Source organism: Neisseria dumasiana (assembly GCF_022870885.1).
In the GTDB taxonomy this organism is placed as follows: domain Bacteria; phylum Pseudomonadota; class Gammaproteobacteria; order Burkholderiales; family Neisseriaceae; genus Neisseria; species Neisseria dumasiana.
Genome location: NZ_CP091509.1, coordinates 1,978,690 through 1,995,231 on the forward strand (window position 1 = coordinate 1,978,690; position 16,542 = coordinate 1,995,231).

The following is a 16,542-nucleotide window of genomic DNA, read 5'->3' on the forward strand; positions in this document are numbered from 1 at the left end:
TAATTTCGCTCAAAACGGAATTGATGAAAATATCAGCATTCCACCCAGCAAAATTAAAATTGCTCCGATAAAACGGTTAACATATTTCTGTTTTTGCAATAATCTATTTCTAATTAATGGGCTGGATAACACCTCCGCTACAAATACAAACCAAATTAGATGTGCAATAGACATAAATGCCCCATACCCTAATTGGATGTAAATAGAAGTGGTTGGTTTTACTATTTGAGTAAATGTACTCAATACAAATAGAGTTGTTTTGGGATTTAAAGCATTTGTTACAAAACCATTTTTAAATGCTTCAATATCACTAAGTGTCTTTGATGAGGCATTTAAATCCACGGTTACGTTGTGATGATTAAATGTTTTAAATCCGATATAAACTAAATAAGTTGCGCCCAATATCTTTATAAAATGAAACAATGTAGGAAATTTGAGCAACAATATGCTGACACCTAGCAGTGTGTAACCTATATGGATCCAAACGGCAGAAGCTATACCTAAAGATGTCAATACTCCTGCTCTCCTGCCATGCAGATAACTGTTTCTAGTGACCATGGCGAAGTCCCCACCGGGACTGATAACCGCAAGTATGGTAATTAAGGCTACGGCTATGAGTTCTTGCATGACTTAATCCGTTTCTTTAAAGGTGATAACTAATATATCTCGATATGCTTCGCCTTCAATTGCTGAATGTTTGTAAACAGGAGATACACTGTGGAATACTTTTGTATCATCTACAATAGCGATATCCAAAGTATCCATTAAGGTAAATTGTGCTAATGGTTGTTTATCTAAATCGTAAATTGTCGTTTCTTCACCTTGAACGTTATTTCTTTTAACCATAGCCATTAAAACGTATGCAACGCCATCACGATGGATACCTTCGGGCGTGGGTAATCCGATAACACCTTCTTTAGCTTTTATACGGAACTGATGAACCTCAATAAAATAGTTTGTAGGTTTAAGCCCTGAAAATAGTAGGTAGGCAAATTTCATCAATCCCTCAAACACCTCATTTTTTAACACTTGTTCAGGGATTTCTTTAAAGTATCTAGCTACACCTCCATTTAGCTCATTGTAATATTTTGTTTGGAAATGTGGCTGGTACGGTAATAGGCACACCGAATTGTCGGATACCGACGAAGCGAAAACCGCATGTGTTCTTTCACGATATTTACCTCCATCAGCCATGAAAGTGTCTTCTTCTAAATTGAACCAAGTGTTGATAAATTCATTTATTGATTCTTTAGAAGGATAATGCAGTAGAATCTCTCCGATAATCTGTCTTGCTTGTTCTGAAGGAATGTGTGAGAAATAGTTACTTTTAACTTGCTCTTTGATAGTTTCAATAGATGAAGAGTTCGATTTAATATTTTGATATATCATAATAATTCCTCGCTTTGAAATTGTATGAGCCATTATGTGCGAAGAATTTTGCGCCAAAATTTAAACTAAAAAAATCGAATTATTATCTTTTCATGTGTGAGATTATGGAAAATATTAGACGATTACCACTTAATGCACTTAAGTTTTTTTATTTCGTTGGAAAATATGGAAGTCTAGTTGCCGCTTCGCAGCAACTTCATGTAACACATGGTGCAGTAAGCAAGCAATTGAAGCTTCTAGAAGAGCACCTGAATGAAACATTATTTATTAAGCAAGGCCGCAATCTCCGACTTTCTTCTGCAGGATTAATATTGTATGAATCCTGCCAGTACATTTTTTCAGAACTCCAAAGCACATTAACTAAATTAGATCATGGTAAAGATAAAGATTTGGTGGTTTCGTGCGAACCTACTTTGGCGATGAGATGGTTAATTCCTAGAATTACTCGCTTCCCAAAGGATTTCGGCTTTAATGTGGTAATTTTAGCTGCTGGAGGGAACGTAGATTTTCATCATCAAAAGATTGATGTAGCTATACGGCGAAATGACTTTTCATGGCCCAAAACAATTTATTCTGAATTGTTGTGTAATGAAAGAATGGGGCCGGTACATATCCCTTCACTTTCTACGGATGCAAAAAAGTTGCATACATACACACGCCCTCATGCATGGAAAGATTGGGAGAAATGTCATAGAAATAAATTTTCATGTAAAGAAAATATGTTTTTTGAACACTTTTATCTATCCATTCAAGCTGCAATCGCAGGACTGGGGATCGCTATGGCTTCTGAGCTGATGGTTGAAGACGAAATAAAGCAAGGGATATTAATCGCACCTTATGATTTCAGGGAGGATGGATCTAGATATTATTTGCTATCAGAGATAGCTTTTGAAACTGATTATCGCAGAATTAAATTTTTATCTTGGTTGCGAGAACAAATGAATGATTTTATTGGGGAGTAGCATACATTAATCATAAATAAGAAAAAAATGATGATAATTCCCGCAGGAGGGGGCAAGTCGGGCTTGGGCTTGCCGGTTGCGTAGGTTGCCGCAGGTGCCGGAGCGGTCGGCATGGTCAAGTCCGGCTTGGGGGCGTGGGGACGTTTCGGGCGGAGGTACGGAGCCGGGAACGGGGCTGCTGCGGGCTGGATTTTGACAAACGGGCTTCCCACCTGCCATATTCAGGCCGTCTGAATCCGTCTCTTTCAGACGGCCTGCTATATCAAAAATTAAAGATTACTTGCTCGATTGTCCACCAAGTTTTAGGGTATGCTTCCCTAAATTCGTCAATTTCCCATAGATTTTCTTCATCATCAATTCCTGTATCATAGATAAATTTTCCGTCTGAACCTATAAAATGTGTTGCTCTTATACAACCATTTCTTATACTGGCCTCCACATTGGCGACATTTTCCAGCATCAGCAGATTAGTTAAGGCTACTGTGTCTAGCCTTGTATTAGGTGGAATATCTCCTTTCAGGCAGTCTGAAAACAACTTGTCATACGTTGTGCGGGGTAACAATGCAAACGTGTCCGTCATAGTTCCGACACCGAAATCCTCACATGTTTGAGCCAGTAAGTCGTAAGTAAAATCGGAACTGCCTTTTAAGGCCGAAGCAAAAATTTCTATACAATCGTCCGCGGTCAAACCATCATTCAAGCCGTCCATATCACGCCACATCGTCATAAATACTTCCCGCATCTGCTTCGGGTGAAGTTCTGATATTTGAGTGAGAATGTGGTCAACATTGTTTACTTGCATTGTTCCGCCTCCATAACTTCTTCAACGTTTTGAATCCCTTTCGCTGCAATCTCTTTTTCAAACCATGCAGCGGGGTTTACATAAAAATCAGACGGAAAATCCAACTCAACATTAAAATCAATATTGGTATTCCGCCAAAACCAATGGGCGGCAATATCGAGTGCACCGTAAAAACAGATTTCAAAACAGCATCCCATCAGCGCATATTCAAACGAGCCGCTAATACTCCGTATAGAAGCCTCCATATAGACTTTGACCATTTTTCGGCTTTCGCCCGCCGCTAATAGCATTCGGTGCAGACGGCAATAAAGGTCTATATCAAAAGTTACGGTTAAGTCCCGATAATATTCGCTCAAACAGTCCAACTCTTCATCCGTGCAGCCGATATAGTCAAGCTCGCTATCCAATTCGGCCACCATCAGGCGGCTGCCGTCATTTCTGTATTCAAACCGATATTTCATTTCTATTTCCTTTTTTAAACGGTCAAAATAAAACAAGCTGTTCCTCAAGCGTAAACATGCGCTGCGGAATTACCGTAATCGGATTTTCTTTACTTTCTGCTGCTTCTTTCTTGTCGGCGGATATTCTGTCCGCCATTGCCTGTCCAAAGCCGCCGAGTATCCAATCGGCAGTACACCAAGCCGCCCAAAATTCGTTCGTCAAACTGTTGCCATGCACGATTTTGGCGGGGATACGGTAAAGCTGGCATTGGATAAAACACATCCAAACGCACAAGGCATCAATATCAATTCCGATAGCGGCCATGTGCTGTGCAGGTGTGTAGCCAAGTGAACAGACGTTTTCGGCGAAAGCAATCACGTTCGCCCCACTTCCGCAGGTAGGCTCTAAAACGCTTACAAATGGCTCGGTTTTCAGCTTTTCGGCCAAATCCTGATTAACAATGGCCGCCATCAGTTTACTGATGTTGTAGGGCGTAAAATATTGCCCGCTGTTTGGGTTGCCCAAACCTAAATCCATATACAGGCAGCCTAAAATATCGGCAAATAAGCCCTGTTCTCTGTGGCTATGGGTTTCAACAATCAATAAGCCCAGTATTTCTGCAAACCGCTTAAAATCACTTTCCGAATACTGTTTGCGGATTTCGTGGTAACGGTTTTCCCGTTGCCCCCATCTATCGTCAAATGCGTATTGGTTAATCAATACAATGGCGGCCACTTCGACAAAATCCCTAAATAAATCTGCAACCCGATAGGCAGCACCGAACGACTGAAACAATCTGACAATCTCTTTATTGATGTCGGCCATACCGTTTAATCTCCGTTGTGTCGTTCAGACGGCCTCAACAGGCCGTCTGAAACATGGTTAACGATTACCACCAACTGTCATAAAAGACTGCCAAGCCGTTTGCTATGGCTTCGCGGGCGGCTGCAATAAATTTCTTGGTCTCTTCTATGTCTTCGGGGTACACCTCTTCTCCGCCGAAGAAAAAGCCCGGCGTATATTCCAATTCGTTGTTGTCCAACGCCTGCTCCAACCGTACCAAGTCCGCTAACTCCAGCCTTACCGTGCGGCAGTTAAACACCTCGTCTTGCCCGCCTTTTTCTCTGTAAAGCTCTTCCATCCAACCATGCAGATGATTGAATTTGCGCCAATAGGCAATATCGGTTAGCTGCGCCTGCTCGCGCTCTTCATCAGTTTTTGGCATCACATCGGTTTGTCGGTCGCCCGCAAACTCGGCACGCATGGTGTAGCCGTACATGTCCAATCCCATAGTCATTCCTTTCATGTGAAATAATTAACAATAATTACAACCATCGGGGGCGGTCGCCGCCGTGTTGTGATGTCGTTAAAAATTTCAAAGCGCAAAAAGTCCAGACTGGCTTTGTGCGGCTTTCATCTTTGTCCGGTGCGCCCTTAGCGGCGTGGTGGAAAAGGTGGAAGACGTGCAAAGACACTCGTCTTGGTCTGGACTTTTTGCGCTTTGAAATTTAGACATCTAGAGACAACACGGCGGCGACCGCCCCCGATGGTTGTTTTATGGGACAGCCGCTTGCGGCGTTTCCGCCTTTTGGCGGAATTTTTAAAAACGCTTTGGGGCGTTTTTTGGCACTCGTTGCCTATCCTGCGTCTAGTTTGAAAATAGGTTTATTTAGGAAGTTTCGCGTTTTTAGCAGGGGTGAGGTACGCGCGGACATAGATAATTACGTTTGTTTAGTTAGTATTGATTTAGTATTAATATGATTTTATTTTGATTAATTTTGTTTTATTTTGTATTTTATCAATATTAATTTAGTTTTTATTTTTTGTTTTCTTTGTACATTTCTGTCAATTTTTCTGTACAATTGGTATTGTTGAGTTTTTATTTTGTATTTATTTTGTTGAGGTTACGCAGTGAGCGATTTGGACGATTTCATCAAAGAACACAATCTGAAACCTGAAAAAAACAAAAAATCTGTATTGGCACCGTACCAACACGAGATTTTCAAGATGAAGGAAATGGGATTTACAGAAAAGATCATCCTGCAATTCTTGAAAGAGAAAAAAGGTATTTCAGTTAGTCAGCAAACTTTAAACTGGTTTATTCGCAGTCGGAAAAATGATACGAAGCCAGTTTCTAGCGCTCAAAAGACGCCCGTTAAGCCTGTTCAAGTGGAAACCGACAAACTGGTTATTCATAAGCCGCATACAAATCAGGTTGAACATGGTTCCCCAAGAAAATTCGAGTGGGGAGAGACCCCTTCTGATGCGGAACTGTTCGGATCTTCTGATGAAGAACAGCCCCAAGATGATAAAAACAAATAGCTCTGTAAATTTATTTAGAGATTTTCTGTAACCGACCCTAAAAAATTTTTCACAAAAAAGCCGTCTGATTTTTTTCAGACGGCCTCTTCAAAAAAACTTGTGCCTAACGTCCATAGTGAAAGCGACAAGCATAAACTGTTACCGTATCTTCTTCTACGGAGTAAACCAGTCTGTGTTCCCGATCTATCCTACGCGACCACAAACCTGATTTCTGATGCCTGAGTGGCTCCGGCTTACCGATGCCTTTAGGGTGGTTGATTTTAATATCTTCCAACAGAACTTTAATCCGTTCCACCTTCCTTCCATCATGCTTTACCCAGTAGGCTAAGTCCTCTGCTGCATCTGCGGTAAAGCGGTGTTTCATAATTCGACATCCACAAACTCGCCACGCTCGGCTTGAGCCAAAGAATGCTCCAAACGGGCAGCATTGGTCGGGTTGCCAAACAGATAAAGCGTTTCCATAATTGAGTTGTACTCTTCTTCCGACATCAAAACACAATTGCCACCGTTGCGGCGGGTAATATGTGTAACGACATGATCATCACACACTTTGGTCATGATGTTGGCCAAGTCTTCTCGAGCAGCGGTGTAACTGACTACATTGTCCATTTTTCATCTCCAAATTTAAGCATGATTTTATTGTACAGGTTATATGTACATATATCAATTCTACTAAGAAAAAGCCGCCCGAAACCTTTCAAGCGGCTTTTCCATCACAAAATAACCTTATTTCAACAACAACGCCGGCCTACCCAGTCTGTTTAAGATGCCAACCGCTTTTTTATCAAAAGTGGCAAATTTTTCCGCACCCAACCTGCTGCCAAGATATTCATTCACCCCATCAGCAAAATCGCCACCGTTTTCCATTACAGACAGTCCTGCTTCAACTTCATCTTCCTGCACGACTAAATTCGGCACTGAGCCGATAAAGTTTCTGAGCTGGGCTACTACCGTTTCTGACGGTATTTTATAAGCCCTAAGCAAAACCCACACCGTTTCCATCCATACTGAGGTCGGAATTACAATCTCATCATTAGCCTCAAATAAACGGATAGCCGTCTCCTGCTGGTTTTTATCGTCACCGATAAACAATCTGACCAATACATTCGTATCAACAGCCAAACTGCTCATATGTTTTTCTCCAATCCTGCAATTCCTGATTCAGCGGCAGCGTCCGCAATAGCCTCATTTATTTCTTCAACGCTTAAGTGCACACCGGCAACATTTTCCATACAACCGGCAAAATCACGGGCAGATTTTAATCGGTTTTGTTTTGCCCTGATTCTGAGTTCTCCACCAGGCAGTTTTAATACCTCTAACTCGTCACCAGTACCGATGCCTAGGTGCTGTAAATACTCTTTCTTAAACGTTACTTGATTTTTCGCAGTAATTTTCAAAGTCGTCGCCATAACTGCTCCTTTTCATTTTCATTCTAAAGTAAGGCTTATTATACCTTACTTTTAGTCTAAGTCTTATCGAATTTATTCACAAATACACATGCAATCCTTATTCAATTAATTGTAGTAAAAGGACTTTTTTGTTATAAAAAGGCCGTCTGAATTTTTCCCAGACGGCCCCAATCATCATTTTTCAATCAAGTTCCAAAATAGCCTCAATGCGGGATAAAACATCTTGCACCACATAATCGGGAACCTTCTCTTTCAATGCTGCTTTTCGTGCCTTCCAATCCAGTGATTTGAGCTGGTGGCAATGAATATTACCTTGAGTATGGGTTCCGGCTCCGAGCAGGCTGGAAAGCATTCCCCTAGCGGCTTCGGCTTTGCCTTGTGAAATGGGACAGGCAAAAACCAGTCCCATCGCTTTGTTAAATGCTTTGGCCGATACCACCAAAGCAAAATGATCTCCCTGCATTTCCTTTCCTGATGCCGGGTCAAATCGAAGATGGATAATATCGCCTTTTTCCGGGATATACGTCATTCGGCAATCTCCCTGCCTACATCCGGCATTTCTTCCCACCCTTCAGCACGAGGGGCATCACCTTGCATCTCTGATAGCAATTCCGACAGCTTATATCGTGGTCGTTTCACTGCCTTAATCACGATCGTTTGCCCTCTGACTTCGGTTTGCAGTTCATCGCCAATTTGCAAACCGAGCTGGCTGATAATCTCTTTGGGAAAGCGTACTGCCGCGCTGTTTCCCCATTTCTGTAACTTCATACTGATACTCCCATTGACGTGTATCTACATTGTAGATACTTTGGATTTGGGTGTCAAAAATATGCCTTCCAAAACCAACTTATCCACAAAAAACGTGCATATTCTTCCCGTTAAATGACTTAAACGTTTATTTCCAAATTAAAAAATAATTTGCACAAAAAATCATCAGGCCGAATGGCCTTATTAATATCTGTAAGTGGTCTCTGATGTGATCTCTGTATAGATATTGTCCTCAGCGTACAAAGAACTTTGTCTAATATGTACAGTGTACTTTGTTCAATATGTACAAAGACATGATTTTATTAGATAAATTTTGGAAATAGAAAAGGCCGTCTGAAAACGGACACCAACGGTTTCAGACGGCATCAATACCCGAATTTACGAAAATAGCATAAAAAAAACGGCCAATGCAGTGCATCGACCGTATCAAAATGCCTTTGAATCGCTCAAAAGCAGGGTGAAAACCATTTATTTAGGACATTTAGGTAATAGTAAGACACGGTACACCATCAGGTCTTATTTGCCTGATTTCATACCGCCTTTGCCTAAATATTTCTGTATCGCCTGATAATCTGCCGAATTTTCCGGCGGTGGTTTGTCCGGCTTCCGCTTCGCCTGTTCATCGCGCTGCCGCTCTTTTGCAGCCGCTTCATATTCCCGCCGCGTGCGTTCTTCTTGTGCTTTCAGGTCGCTTTCAGACGGCCTGCCGGTTTGTTTTTGGTTGGGCGGGAAAAAGCCCAGCCAGCCTTTGAGAATGGCCATCTCCATAATCGGGCGAAGATCGAGATTTTGATTGTGGAGTGCCGCCAGTTGCTTGATGGCGGCTTTCTTTGCACCCGTACCCGCTTTTTTTCCTGCCTCTGCACGCATATCCAAATACTTATGCCACAAATCGAGCGGAATAAACATCGGCAGGCGGTAGTTATCACGGTCGTAGTTGTAGCGGCTATTCTTTTCGGGAACGGGAATGCCCCGCAATTCGCAGATTCTGGCCAACAGCACCTCGCGGTTGATATACCAGTGCATCTTACCGTGTACACCACCGCGCCGATATTGCACCAAGCCGAGCTTAAGTAGAATGCGGCGAACTTTTTCATAACCACGGCGGGTAAGCCCAAGTTCTTGCTTGAGGTTTACAGCGGTTTTATACACCCATCCTTGTTTCTTAGGCTCTTTGTCCGCTACTTCGCTCCACCAAAATAAATTAGACAAAAATGAGGCCGTCTGAAAATCGTGCGCACAAACCGGCATAAATTCGTCGAATACTTGCACGAATTTATTGGTTAGGTGTGGGCGCAGGTCTGAAATAAGCATGGAAAGCCACTCTCGTTTACGGCTTTTTTGCTTTTAAGACTTCTTGTACTTGATATAAACGGGGATTTATTTTTAGTTTACCGCCCGTCATCCTTTGAATGCGGTATGCCTGTTTTTCGGGGACTATCTCTTTCCACTGAGTAACTGCTGAAGGGCTAATACCTAACGCCCTTGCTACCGCGATTTTAGTTCCATAAAAGTCGATAACATCTTTCGTAAGCATCATTGAACTTTCTTTTTTTAAGTTTGCTTAAATTATATGTATAAAGAACACTTAAATCAACATCAGTTAAGATAACTTAAACCTTGAAAAATTGAGAGTTGGATTTGATTGTGCAGATGAAAACTATCGGTGAGCGAATTCGTAAACTTAGAAAAGATATGAATTTGACCCAACAAGATTTGGCGAAAAAATTGAAGGATGTATCCCACGTTGCTATCTCACAGTGGGAATCAAATACAACCAAGCCTAATGCTGAAAATTTATATGAGTTGTCAGCTTTATTTGGTTGTGATTTTGGTTGGCTTTTAAAAGGCGGTGAAGGAGAGACTACAAACGCAAAACTAATCTCAAGCATTACCGCCACACAAATTCCTCTTTTGAGCTACGATGACATTAGAAATCTTGATGTTGCAACTCCTTTTATACCAATAACAGGAGACTTCATCATGAGCGAACTGAAAAATTCAGAATCAACATTCGCTTTTACTTTAAAAGGCGATTCAATGGCTAACGAGTTTTTAGAAGGAGATACTATTTTCATTGATATTGCTGTGAAACCCGAGCCTGGCGAGTTTGTATTAGCACGAGTTGGAGATGATGTATTGTTCAGAAAATATAAAATTGACAATATTGGGCAGTTCAGTCTTCAGCCATTAAATCTTGACTACCCAACTATCTCTTCAAATGAAGCAGAAATTCAGATCATCGGAATATTAGTTGAGCATAGAATTTATCGAAGAAAAAGATGAATTTAACTTCAATTAGATTCCATGTTCATCTAAATTCTGTAATTTCAATGACTTAAAATCACTTTTTATCATATTCATAAATATTGATTCTTTTATAGCCGTCTAAATCACTTTAGACGGCTTATTTATTTATCAAATTTCCTTTTTTTTCAGACAGATATGTTTATAATTTAAGTATTCTTAAAATAATTCTTGCGATTAAATTTAAGTTATCTTAAAATTAAGTCAACGGGTAATACCGAATAGTTCTTTAACAACTCGAAATCGTAGCAACCGGCCTTCGGAGCCGTGCCGTTCCTTATTTGAAAACCAATGCAGGCTTCACTCAGGAACAACGCGGCAGGCGTAGAAAAGGCTTCGAGCCTTTGGGTAAATCTAACAAACGGTTGCAGGTGACATTCAACCGCCTAAAAAAAGAAAAGCCGCGCATCCGGGTAGCGCAATGGCGTCCGGTAACAGGCGGCTGTTGAACGTATTTAACAATCGGGGCGTATCCCCGATGCGGAGCGATAATCTACGGACAAGCTCCAAACTACATACTGATTTTTTGAGGCTGCCTCTTGACGGGCAGATTCAGGGCTTTACGCCTTTTAGTGTGCCGAAGACGCACACTCTTTAGAAGACGGTCTTGCACACCGTCTTACGGTCTGTACCCAGACCCAAGCCCGTTTGAAAAAGCGGGCTTCCGTATGGGTACTTCTATTGTACACCGTTTATGGAAAGAAAGTAACTAAGGTTATTTTATGTATTTTAAGTAGTTTCAGCAGGCCGTCTGAAAGATGATTTTCAGACGGCCTCACCATAACGGTGGTTGGGGCTGAATCCCGTTCGGCAGGGAGGATGCAGCAAGCGGCTCGGGTGTGGCCTCCGTTATGTTTTTTCGCACACCATAGTTCGCCTTGGCAAAGCGTTAACGCATCAATCAGAGCCTTTGAGAGTTCGACCTGCTCCGGCCGAAAGGGGGTGGGAAGACGCTTACAGACCTCGCGATACCGGTTCGGGCGGGTGAAAGGCTCGCTTTTTTGCATTTATAAGGAGCTGTCGATGTTTCACGATTGGGTTTATTTTTCATCGTATGTTGTTGCCCTTGTTCTTTTTCTTATTTTTAACTCTTATATCGACGACCGTTTGGCCGGTGAGTCTAGACTTGTCGCCACTACCGTATTTCTTACCATTATTTCCCTCGTTATTTTTGCTCTGCACGAATGGCATGATGAAAAAGAGTGGGAGGTTTTTCGGCAAAGAAACCGTTGTGAGGTCATGGACAAAAAAATCGACTTTCCGCTCAACGGAGAATATGGCAAAACTGCTTACCTGTGCAGCAATAATTTTGTTTATTGGCGTTAAGTTATACGATTAAAACCTCTTCTTCTATTATGGGAATCGAGCAGCTTGATTTATAAGGAAATGAGACGCTTTTGAATTTCAAACGAAGCCAACGGTCTCTATTGGTTTTGGACACGGTAAACCAAAAAAGGCAGGATTCGTCATCTGAAGACGACTTGGGGTTTATCCAATAACCTAAGTTTTCTTTCTTCTTCGGCAGAAGATTGACGGGGATTCTCGGACTGTAAATTCCTTGCCCGTAGTCAATAATCGTACATTTTTCCATACAGGCTGTTTTTACACTGTAAAAATGATAACCGTGCTTGAGCCTTTCCATTTCTATAACGATTATGTCTTCATGAAAACCTTTTGTTACCGAAACAATTCTTATGCTTGGCTTTACTCTGTGCCGGTAGTTGATAAAACTTAAAACGATTGCAGACAGCGACAGAATCAAGCTGATCCATTCAATGTTCATGGGCGTTTCCTGTTTTGTGTAAAGAGAAGACGTGGAAATCCAATCTTAACACGGACATTGAAACGCCCGCCTTACAACAAAGGCCGTCTGAAACCATGATTTTCGGACGGCCTTTTTTTTATCCACCAACTTTTTACATAAAAGGAGAACGACTATGTTCAATATACACATCAGTAAGCCTGTGCCGGTATCGGTAATCGGCACTTATGATTCGCTCGAGGCTGCGTCAAAGCAGGTTGATCTGTTTATGCGGGGAAACGATCCCGACGCTTGCGCCAACATTGTGCCGTCCGAAAAAGGAATCGGCTACACAGTCCAGGCTGTGAAATGGCAATAAAAAACCGCTTTGTTTCCAAAGCGGCCTGTTTAATTTAAAAGGGATAAAACCATAGGGGTATGGCGATTATCCTTTTCTTGCGGAGACATGTCAATGAAGAAAATTTTTGCAGTTTCGGCGGCGGTTGCCGCTTTTGTTTCATTCCCTGCTCAGGCATCCGATGTATTGACGGGTGATACCCGTTTGGCCTGCGAAGCTGTTTTGTGTTTATCCAGCGGAGACAGGCCGTCTGAATGTGCGCCGTCTATCAAGCGGTATTTCTCTATCAAACATAAACGCTTGCACAAAACTTTGCAGGCGCGTAAGGATTTCTTAAATCTTTGTCCGTCGAGCCATGAAGGTCAGATGCCTGATTTGGTAAACGCATTGGTCAACGGTGCCGGCCGTTGTGATGCGAACGAATTGAATCGGGTAATGAGATCAACCTATACCGTCCAAAAATATGTACCGCACGGTAAAGGTGGGAGAGACGGTTGGTATGACACGGTACACATACCATACGTCAAAAATTCAAAACCCAGTTACTGCCGGGCATATTTTGACCACGAATGGACGACTACCGGCGATAAAGTCAAATATGTCGGCACTGAAAAAGACGGCGGTCGTTGGGTAGATGTGAAATAGTTCACTCGGCTCCGGTTTCATTCCTCCATCCAACCCTACCGGAGCAACTTCAACCGGCGGAGTTAGCATTCTCCGCCGGTCTTTTTACAGACTAAAGCGCGCCTGATTTAAGGTGTTTTTTAATGTGTAAAAAGATTGGCCGACTGGCCGTTTGAAAAAGGAAATAAAATGAAAGAAGTACATTTAATTGTTCAGGGTAAGGGTGGTGTGGGCAAATCTTTGACGGCAGCCATGCTCGCGCAGTATTTAAAAACGGCAGCTAATGAAGAAATCCCTGTTTACTGTTTTGATACAGACCCTGTGAATCAAACATTCAGTCGTTTCGCGGCTTTAGATACTGAAGTTGTGAAAATAATGACTGAAGACAACATCATCGACACCCGTCGTTTCGACAGCTTGATCGAGAAGATGATTGAGGCTGATGGCATGGCTGTAGTGGATAACGGAGCGGCAACTTTTGTACCTTTGATGTCATATATGGCCGAGAATCATGTGGACGAACTTTTGAAAGAGAGTGGTGTTCGCATGATTTTGCATGTGCCTATAATGGGCGGACAGGCACTTAGAGACTGTATTTTTGGGCTTCAGCAAACATTGGGTGCTATTGATGCTGAAGTGGTGGTTTGGTCAAACGAATTTAACGGAGATGTCAAATCACCGGATGGAAAAAACTTTACCGATCTGCCTGTCTATAAAGACAACAAAAACAAAATTATAGGCATCGTTTCCCTTCCACGACGCAATCCCGACACATTTGGTAAAGATATACAAGCTATGACAGCTGCGAACCTTACTTTCAACGAAGCTGACACATCGCCTGACTTCGGTATTATGACCCGCCAACGTTTGCGTACTGTAAAACGCGACTTATATGCTCAATTGCAAACGTTACCAATATGGGTAAATCAGCAAAACGGTGCGACCGATGAGTAGTAAAACTGACCACATCATATCTGAAGTATTCCGCCTTACAGGTCTTCGTATTTCCAAAGATGATCCGGTAATGGCGGTTCTTCTTATGCAACAGCAGATGTTTGATGAATCTTTTGCACAGCTTTCATCTCATCAGGAGCAATACGCCGAAGCTATTGCCACCCATGCCGAAAACATCACGGCAGCCGCCGCAAAACTTGAAACCTACCGCGAGCAGCTTTTGGTTGAGCTGGCACAGCAAGCCAACAGTAGGATAGAAGAAACTGAAGATCGTGTTTATGCCTCGGTTTCTGAACGTGTTATTCGGGATGTAGAGAACGCTAATACAGCCTTTATAGACCGTCTTAAAAAGCTGTTGATTTTTGTTTCTGCCGCATGGGGTATCGGATTGCTGCTACTGGTCGGGGTTGTCGTTTTTAAATAGTCAGTATTTTGATATTACTTGGAGAATTATAATGCTGAGTGAGGCTACTCCTATTATTCGTACCATTAAGATACCGCCCGGCTTTACTCCGCCGGAAAACAACTACCCGCACTACCGGCTTTTACCGGTGCAAACAGAAACATGCAGATTCCACTGCCTGTTTTTTTACATTACGGCCAAAGATTTTTTGATACTCGAGCCGAAAATAAAACGGCATCTTGCTATCGGAAAGCTGTCCGAATTTCTGAAAACAGCAACGTACACGGTGTATGAAACAGTATATGAGTGAACAGCTATGAATACATATGATGTGGATGAAGCTGCTGAGTACTGTAAATGCCACCCGGAAACCATTCGGGAGCATATCAGGGAAGGCAGATTAGTAGCGTCCAAACCCGGTCGTAAATATTGCATTAAGAGGTCTGCACTTGACGCATTCCTTTCCAATCAAGAGAATGAGCAATTGCAGGCTTCACTTGCTAATAGGAGTGAAGAAAAATGCTTAAAACCGATGGATTGTATCGCCGTGGAAACGGTGTCTGGTACATTGATTTTACGACACCAAGCGGAAAAAGAGTTAGACGCTCTGCTCGCACAAAAGACAAAAAATCAGCCGAAGAGCTGAGAGATAAACTCAAGCATGATGCTTGGCGAGTTTCCCAACTTGGCGAAAAGCCTAAGCGTTTATGGGATGAAGCCGCTTTAAAGTGGCTTAAGGAGAAGGCGGCAAAAAGAAGTATAGAAGACGACAAGTCAAAAATACGAATGCTGACACAATTCAGAGGAGTTTATTTACATCATATTGATAACGAGTTCGTGATGAATGTGGTGGGCAATCTGAATTGCAAAAACAGCACGAAGAACCGCTATTTATCTCTTATCATTTCTATTTTGAATGCAGCTGCAAAAAAATGGAAATGGATAGACAAAGCCCCATACATTGAAAAATACAAAGAGAATGAAGGGCGAGTTCGCTGGTTAAAGCCTGCTGAAGCTCAAAGGCTGATTGAGGTTGCAAAACCAAGGTATTTTGCTGATCTGATTATATTTAGTCTCAATACTGGTTTAAGACAAAGCAATGTTTTAAATCTTAAGTGGGACCAAATAGATTTAGATCGTAAAGTTGCTTGGTGCCATCCTGATGAGATGAAAGCTGGAAGAGCTTTGGGTGTTGTTTTGAATGAAGCCGCGATTGAGGTTTTGAGGCGGCAGATTGGAAAACATTCCGACTACGTTTTTGTCAACAAGCGTGGGAATCCTATTGTTGGTATAAACAGTAGGTATTGGAAGAAAAGTCTTGAGTTGGCCAACATAACAGATTTCACATGGCACGATTTGAGACACACCTGGGCAAGTTGGTTAGTTCAACGCGGAGTACCATTGAGGGTGTTACAGGAGATGGGTGGATGGAAAACACTATCTATGGTTCAACGCTATGCACATTTGTCGTCGGAGCATTTGCAGTCACATGCACAGATACTGTCTGATTTGGTTAGTCATACGGAGAATGACGACACAAATTTGTCACAGTAACTTTAACCGGAAAGATTTTGCTTGAGGATTATTTGATACGAAAAGATAATTTTCTTAGGAAAATCATGATGGTTATGGTGCCCGGAGCCGGAATCGAACCGGCACGACCTGTTTAGGGTCGACGGATTTTTAATATCAAGGTAGCAAACCGCAGACAGTACAAGTAGTACGGAACCGATTCTGTTACCGCTTCAGCGGCTTACACCATCGTTCTCTTTGAGCTAAGGCGCAACAACGCCGTAGCAGAAATAAAGTTTATTGCTATATAAAGGTCTTGGTTGATTGGATTGGATAATATCAGACAAAAAAATAACCGCCTAAAAGCGGTATGTGGTGCCCGGAGCCGGAATCGAACCGGCACGACCTGTTTAGGGTCGACGGATTTTAAGTCCGTTGTGTCTACCTATTTCACCACCCGGGCTTTGTCTTTTATTTCTGAATGAAATGAAAGACAAATAACTTGGAGGCGGGGGCGCGGATTTTAACCGGCCTGTATAAGGGTTGCACC

25 protein-coding genes and 1 tRNA gene are annotated in these 16,542 nt (G+C 42.3%); 10 read left to right on the plus strand and 16 right to left on the minus strand.

The genetic code is table 11. The annotated features are described in order from the left end of the window. Window positions 1-9 precede the first annotated feature (9 nt). Window positions 10-627, minus strand: a complete 618-nt coding sequence (locus tag LVJ88_RS09215; protein WP_085418980.1) for a LysE family translocator — start codon at window positions 625-627, stop codon at window positions 10-12. A 3-nt stretch (window positions 628-630) separates the two neighbouring features. Continuing rightward, window positions 631-1,389, minus strand: coding sequence for a 2OG-Fe dioxygenase family protein (locus LVJ88_RS09220; protein WP_158087952.1), 759 nt, complete (start codon window positions 1,387-1,389; stop codon window positions 631-633). A gap of 104 nt (window positions 1,390-1,493) precedes the next feature. On the opposite strand from LVJ88_RS09220, the gene LVJ88_RS09225 reads away from it, so the two are divergent. Further along, the gene (locus LVJ88_RS09225; RefSeq protein WP_085418982.1) at window positions 1,494-2,351 is read left to right on the plus strand and encodes a LysR family transcriptional regulator; all 858 of its coding nucleotides are present in this window, start codon (window positions 1,494-1,496) and stop codon (window positions 2,349-2,351) included. 262 nt (window positions 2,352-2,613) lie between these two features. Here the strand turns inward: LVJ88_RS09225 and LVJ88_RS09230 are convergent, their stop codons facing one another. From LVJ88_RS09230 to LVJ88_RS09245, 4 genes are all read right to left on the minus strand, one after another. Next, the gene (locus LVJ88_RS09230) at window positions 2,614-3,153 is read right to left on the minus strand and encodes a hypothetical protein (RefSeq protein WP_085419050.1); all 540 of its coding nucleotides are present in this window, start codon (window positions 3,151-3,153) and stop codon (window positions 2,614-2,616) included. After that, window positions 3,144-3,614 (minus strand): hypothetical protein, encoded by a 471-nt coding sequence (locus LVJ88_RS09235; RefSeq protein WP_085419051.1) that lies wholly within the window; start codon window positions 3,612-3,614, stop codon window positions 3,144-3,146. The genes LVJ88_RS09230 and LVJ88_RS09235 overlap by 10 nt, the downstream gene beginning before the upstream one ends. Before the next feature lie 22 nt (window positions 3,615-3,636). Then, complete coding sequence (locus tag LVJ88_RS09240; protein ID WP_085419052.1) at window positions 3,637-4,419, minus strand: N-6 DNA methylase; 783 nt, start codon at window positions 4,417-4,419, stop codon at window positions 3,637-3,639. Window positions 4,420-4,483: 64 nt separating this feature from the next. Continuing rightward, the gene (locus LVJ88_RS09245; RefSeq protein WP_244694150.1) at window positions 4,484-4,885 is read right to left on the minus strand and encodes a phosphoglycerate kinase; all 402 of its coding nucleotides are present in this window, start codon (window positions 4,883-4,885) and stop codon (window positions 4,484-4,486) included. 620 nt (window positions 4,886-5,505) lie between these two features. On the opposite strand from LVJ88_RS09245, the gene LVJ88_RS09250 reads away from it, so the two are divergent. Further along, window positions 5,506-5,916 (plus strand): hypothetical protein, encoded by a 411-nt coding sequence (locus tag LVJ88_RS09250; RefSeq protein WP_143773696.1) that lies wholly within the window; start codon window positions 5,506-5,508, stop codon window positions 5,914-5,916. 103 nt (window positions 5,917-6,019) lie between these two features. Here LVJ88_RS09250 and LVJ88_RS09255 read toward each other — a convergent pair whose 3' ends face one another. From LVJ88_RS09255 to LVJ88_RS09290, 8 genes are all read right to left on the minus strand, one after another. Continuing rightward, complete coding sequence (locus LVJ88_RS09255) at window positions 6,020-6,280, minus strand: Txe/YoeB family addiction module toxin (RefSeq protein WP_085419045.1); 261 nt, start codon at window positions 6,278-6,280, stop codon at window positions 6,020-6,022. Further along, entirely contained in the window at window positions 6,277-6,525 is a 249-nt protein-coding gene (locus LVJ88_RS09260; protein ID WP_085360212.1) for a type II toxin-antitoxin system Phd/YefM family antitoxin, read from the minus strand. Before LVJ88_RS09260 ends, LVJ88_RS09255 begins: the two co-directional genes overlap by 4 nt. 117 nt (window positions 6,526-6,642) lie before the next feature. Then, window positions 6,643-7,047: a type II toxin-antitoxin system VapC family toxin gene (locus tag LVJ88_RS09265; RefSeq protein ID WP_085419044.1), complete on the minus strand. Its 405-nt coding sequence runs from the start codon at window positions 7,045-7,047 to the stop codon at window positions 6,643-6,645. Next, window positions 7,044-7,325 (minus strand): AbrB/MazE/SpoVT family DNA-binding domain-containing protein, encoded by a 282-nt coding sequence (locus LVJ88_RS09270; RefSeq protein ID WP_085419043.1) that lies wholly within the window; start codon window positions 7,323-7,325, stop codon window positions 7,044-7,046. Before LVJ88_RS09270 ends, LVJ88_RS09265 begins: the two co-directional genes overlap by 4 nt. Window positions 7,326-7,506: 181 nt before the next feature. Beyond that, window positions 7,507-7,854: a type II toxin-antitoxin system PemK/MazF family toxin gene (locus tag LVJ88_RS09275; protein ID WP_054600261.1), complete on the minus strand. Its 348-nt coding sequence runs from the start codon at window positions 7,852-7,854 to the stop codon at window positions 7,507-7,509. Continuing rightward, window positions 7,851-8,093, minus strand: coding sequence for an AbrB/MazE/SpoVT family DNA-binding domain-containing protein (locus LVJ88_RS09280; RefSeq protein WP_244694151.1), 243 nt, complete (start codon window positions 8,091-8,093; stop codon window positions 7,851-7,853). The genes LVJ88_RS09275 and LVJ88_RS09280 overlap by 4 nt, the downstream gene beginning before the upstream one ends. Before the next feature lie 516 nt (window positions 8,094-8,609). Continuing rightward, window positions 8,610-9,407, minus strand: a complete 798-nt coding sequence (locus tag LVJ88_RS09285; RefSeq protein WP_244694152.1) for a hypothetical protein — start codon at window positions 9,405-9,407, stop codon at window positions 8,610-8,612. 16 nt (window positions 9,408-9,423) lie between these two features. After that, window positions 9,424-9,633, minus strand: a complete 210-nt coding sequence (locus LVJ88_RS09290; RefSeq protein WP_232005234.1) for a Cro/CI family transcriptional regulator — start codon at window positions 9,631-9,633, stop codon at window positions 9,424-9,426. A gap of 113 nt (window positions 9,634-9,746) precedes the next feature. Between LVJ88_RS09290 and LVJ88_RS09295 the strand changes: the two genes are divergently transcribed. Next, window positions 9,747-10,379 carry a LexA family protein gene (locus LVJ88_RS09295; protein WP_085360218.1) on the plus strand — a complete coding sequence of 211 codons (633 nt, stop codon included), beginning with the start codon at window positions 9,747-9,749 and terminating at the stop codon, window positions 10,377-10,379. 1,044 nt (window positions 10,380-11,423) lie between these two features. Continuing rightward, on the plus strand, window positions 11,424-11,726 hold the full coding sequence (locus tag LVJ88_RS09300) for a hypothetical protein (RefSeq protein ID WP_085390701.1): 303 nt from the start codon (window positions 11,424-11,426) through the stop codon (window positions 11,724-11,726). 1 nt (window position 11,727) lies between these two features. Here the strand turns inward: LVJ88_RS09300 and LVJ88_RS09305 are convergent, their stop codons facing one another. Beyond that, the gene (locus tag LVJ88_RS09305; protein ID WP_085419002.1) at window positions 11,728-12,183 is read right to left on the minus strand and encodes a hypothetical protein; all 456 of its coding nucleotides are present in this window, start codon (window positions 12,181-12,183) and stop codon (window positions 11,728-11,730) included. 154 nt (window positions 12,184-12,337) lie between these two features. Between LVJ88_RS09305 and LVJ88_RS09310 the strand changes: the two genes are divergently transcribed. The 6 genes from LVJ88_RS09310 to LVJ88_RS09335 all read left to right on the plus strand — a co-directional run bounded on the left by LVJ88_RS09310 (window position 12,338) and on the right by LVJ88_RS09335 (window position 16,034). Continuing rightward, on the plus strand, window positions 12,338-12,520 hold the full coding sequence (locus LVJ88_RS09310; protein ID WP_085418969.1) for a hypothetical protein: 183 nt from the start codon (window positions 12,338-12,340) through the stop codon (window positions 12,518-12,520). Window positions 12,521-12,613: 93 nt separating this feature from the next. Next, window positions 12,614-13,144 carry a TrbM/KikA/MpfK family conjugal transfer protein gene (locus LVJ88_RS09315; protein WP_054600251.1) on the plus strand — a complete coding sequence of 177 codons (531 nt, stop codon included), beginning with the start codon at window positions 12,614-12,616 and terminating at the stop codon, window positions 13,142-13,144. Between the two features lie 168 nt (window positions 13,145-13,312). Beyond that, window positions 13,313-14,077 (plus strand): nucleotide-binding protein, encoded by a 765-nt coding sequence (locus LVJ88_RS09320; RefSeq protein WP_085418970.1) that lies wholly within the window; start codon window positions 13,313-13,315, stop codon window positions 14,075-14,077. Then, the gene (locus LVJ88_RS09325) at window positions 14,070-14,501 is read left to right on the plus strand and encodes a hypothetical protein (RefSeq protein WP_244694153.1); all 432 of its coding nucleotides are present in this window, start codon (window positions 14,070-14,072) and stop codon (window positions 14,499-14,501) included. Before LVJ88_RS09320 ends, LVJ88_RS09325 begins: the two co-directional genes overlap by 8 nt. Before the next feature lie 295 nt (window positions 14,502-14,796). After that, entirely contained in the window at window positions 14,797-15,126 is a 330-nt protein-coding gene (locus LVJ88_RS09330; RefSeq protein WP_085418972.1) for a helix-turn-helix domain-containing protein, read from the plus strand. Then, a complete protein-coding gene (locus tag LVJ88_RS09335) occupies window positions 15,018-16,034 on the plus strand; it encodes a tyrosine-type recombinase/integrase (protein WP_085418973.1) in 1,017 nt (338 codons plus the stop codon). Before LVJ88_RS09330 ends, LVJ88_RS09335 begins: the two co-directional genes overlap by 109 nt. 331 nt (window positions 16,035-16,365) lie before the next feature. On the opposite strand, the gene LVJ88_RS09340 is transcribed toward LVJ88_RS09335, so the two are convergent. Beyond that, a tRNA-Leu gene (locus tag LVJ88_RS09340) sits at window positions 16,366-16,455 on the minus strand. Window positions 16,456-16,542: the final 87 nt, after the last annotated feature.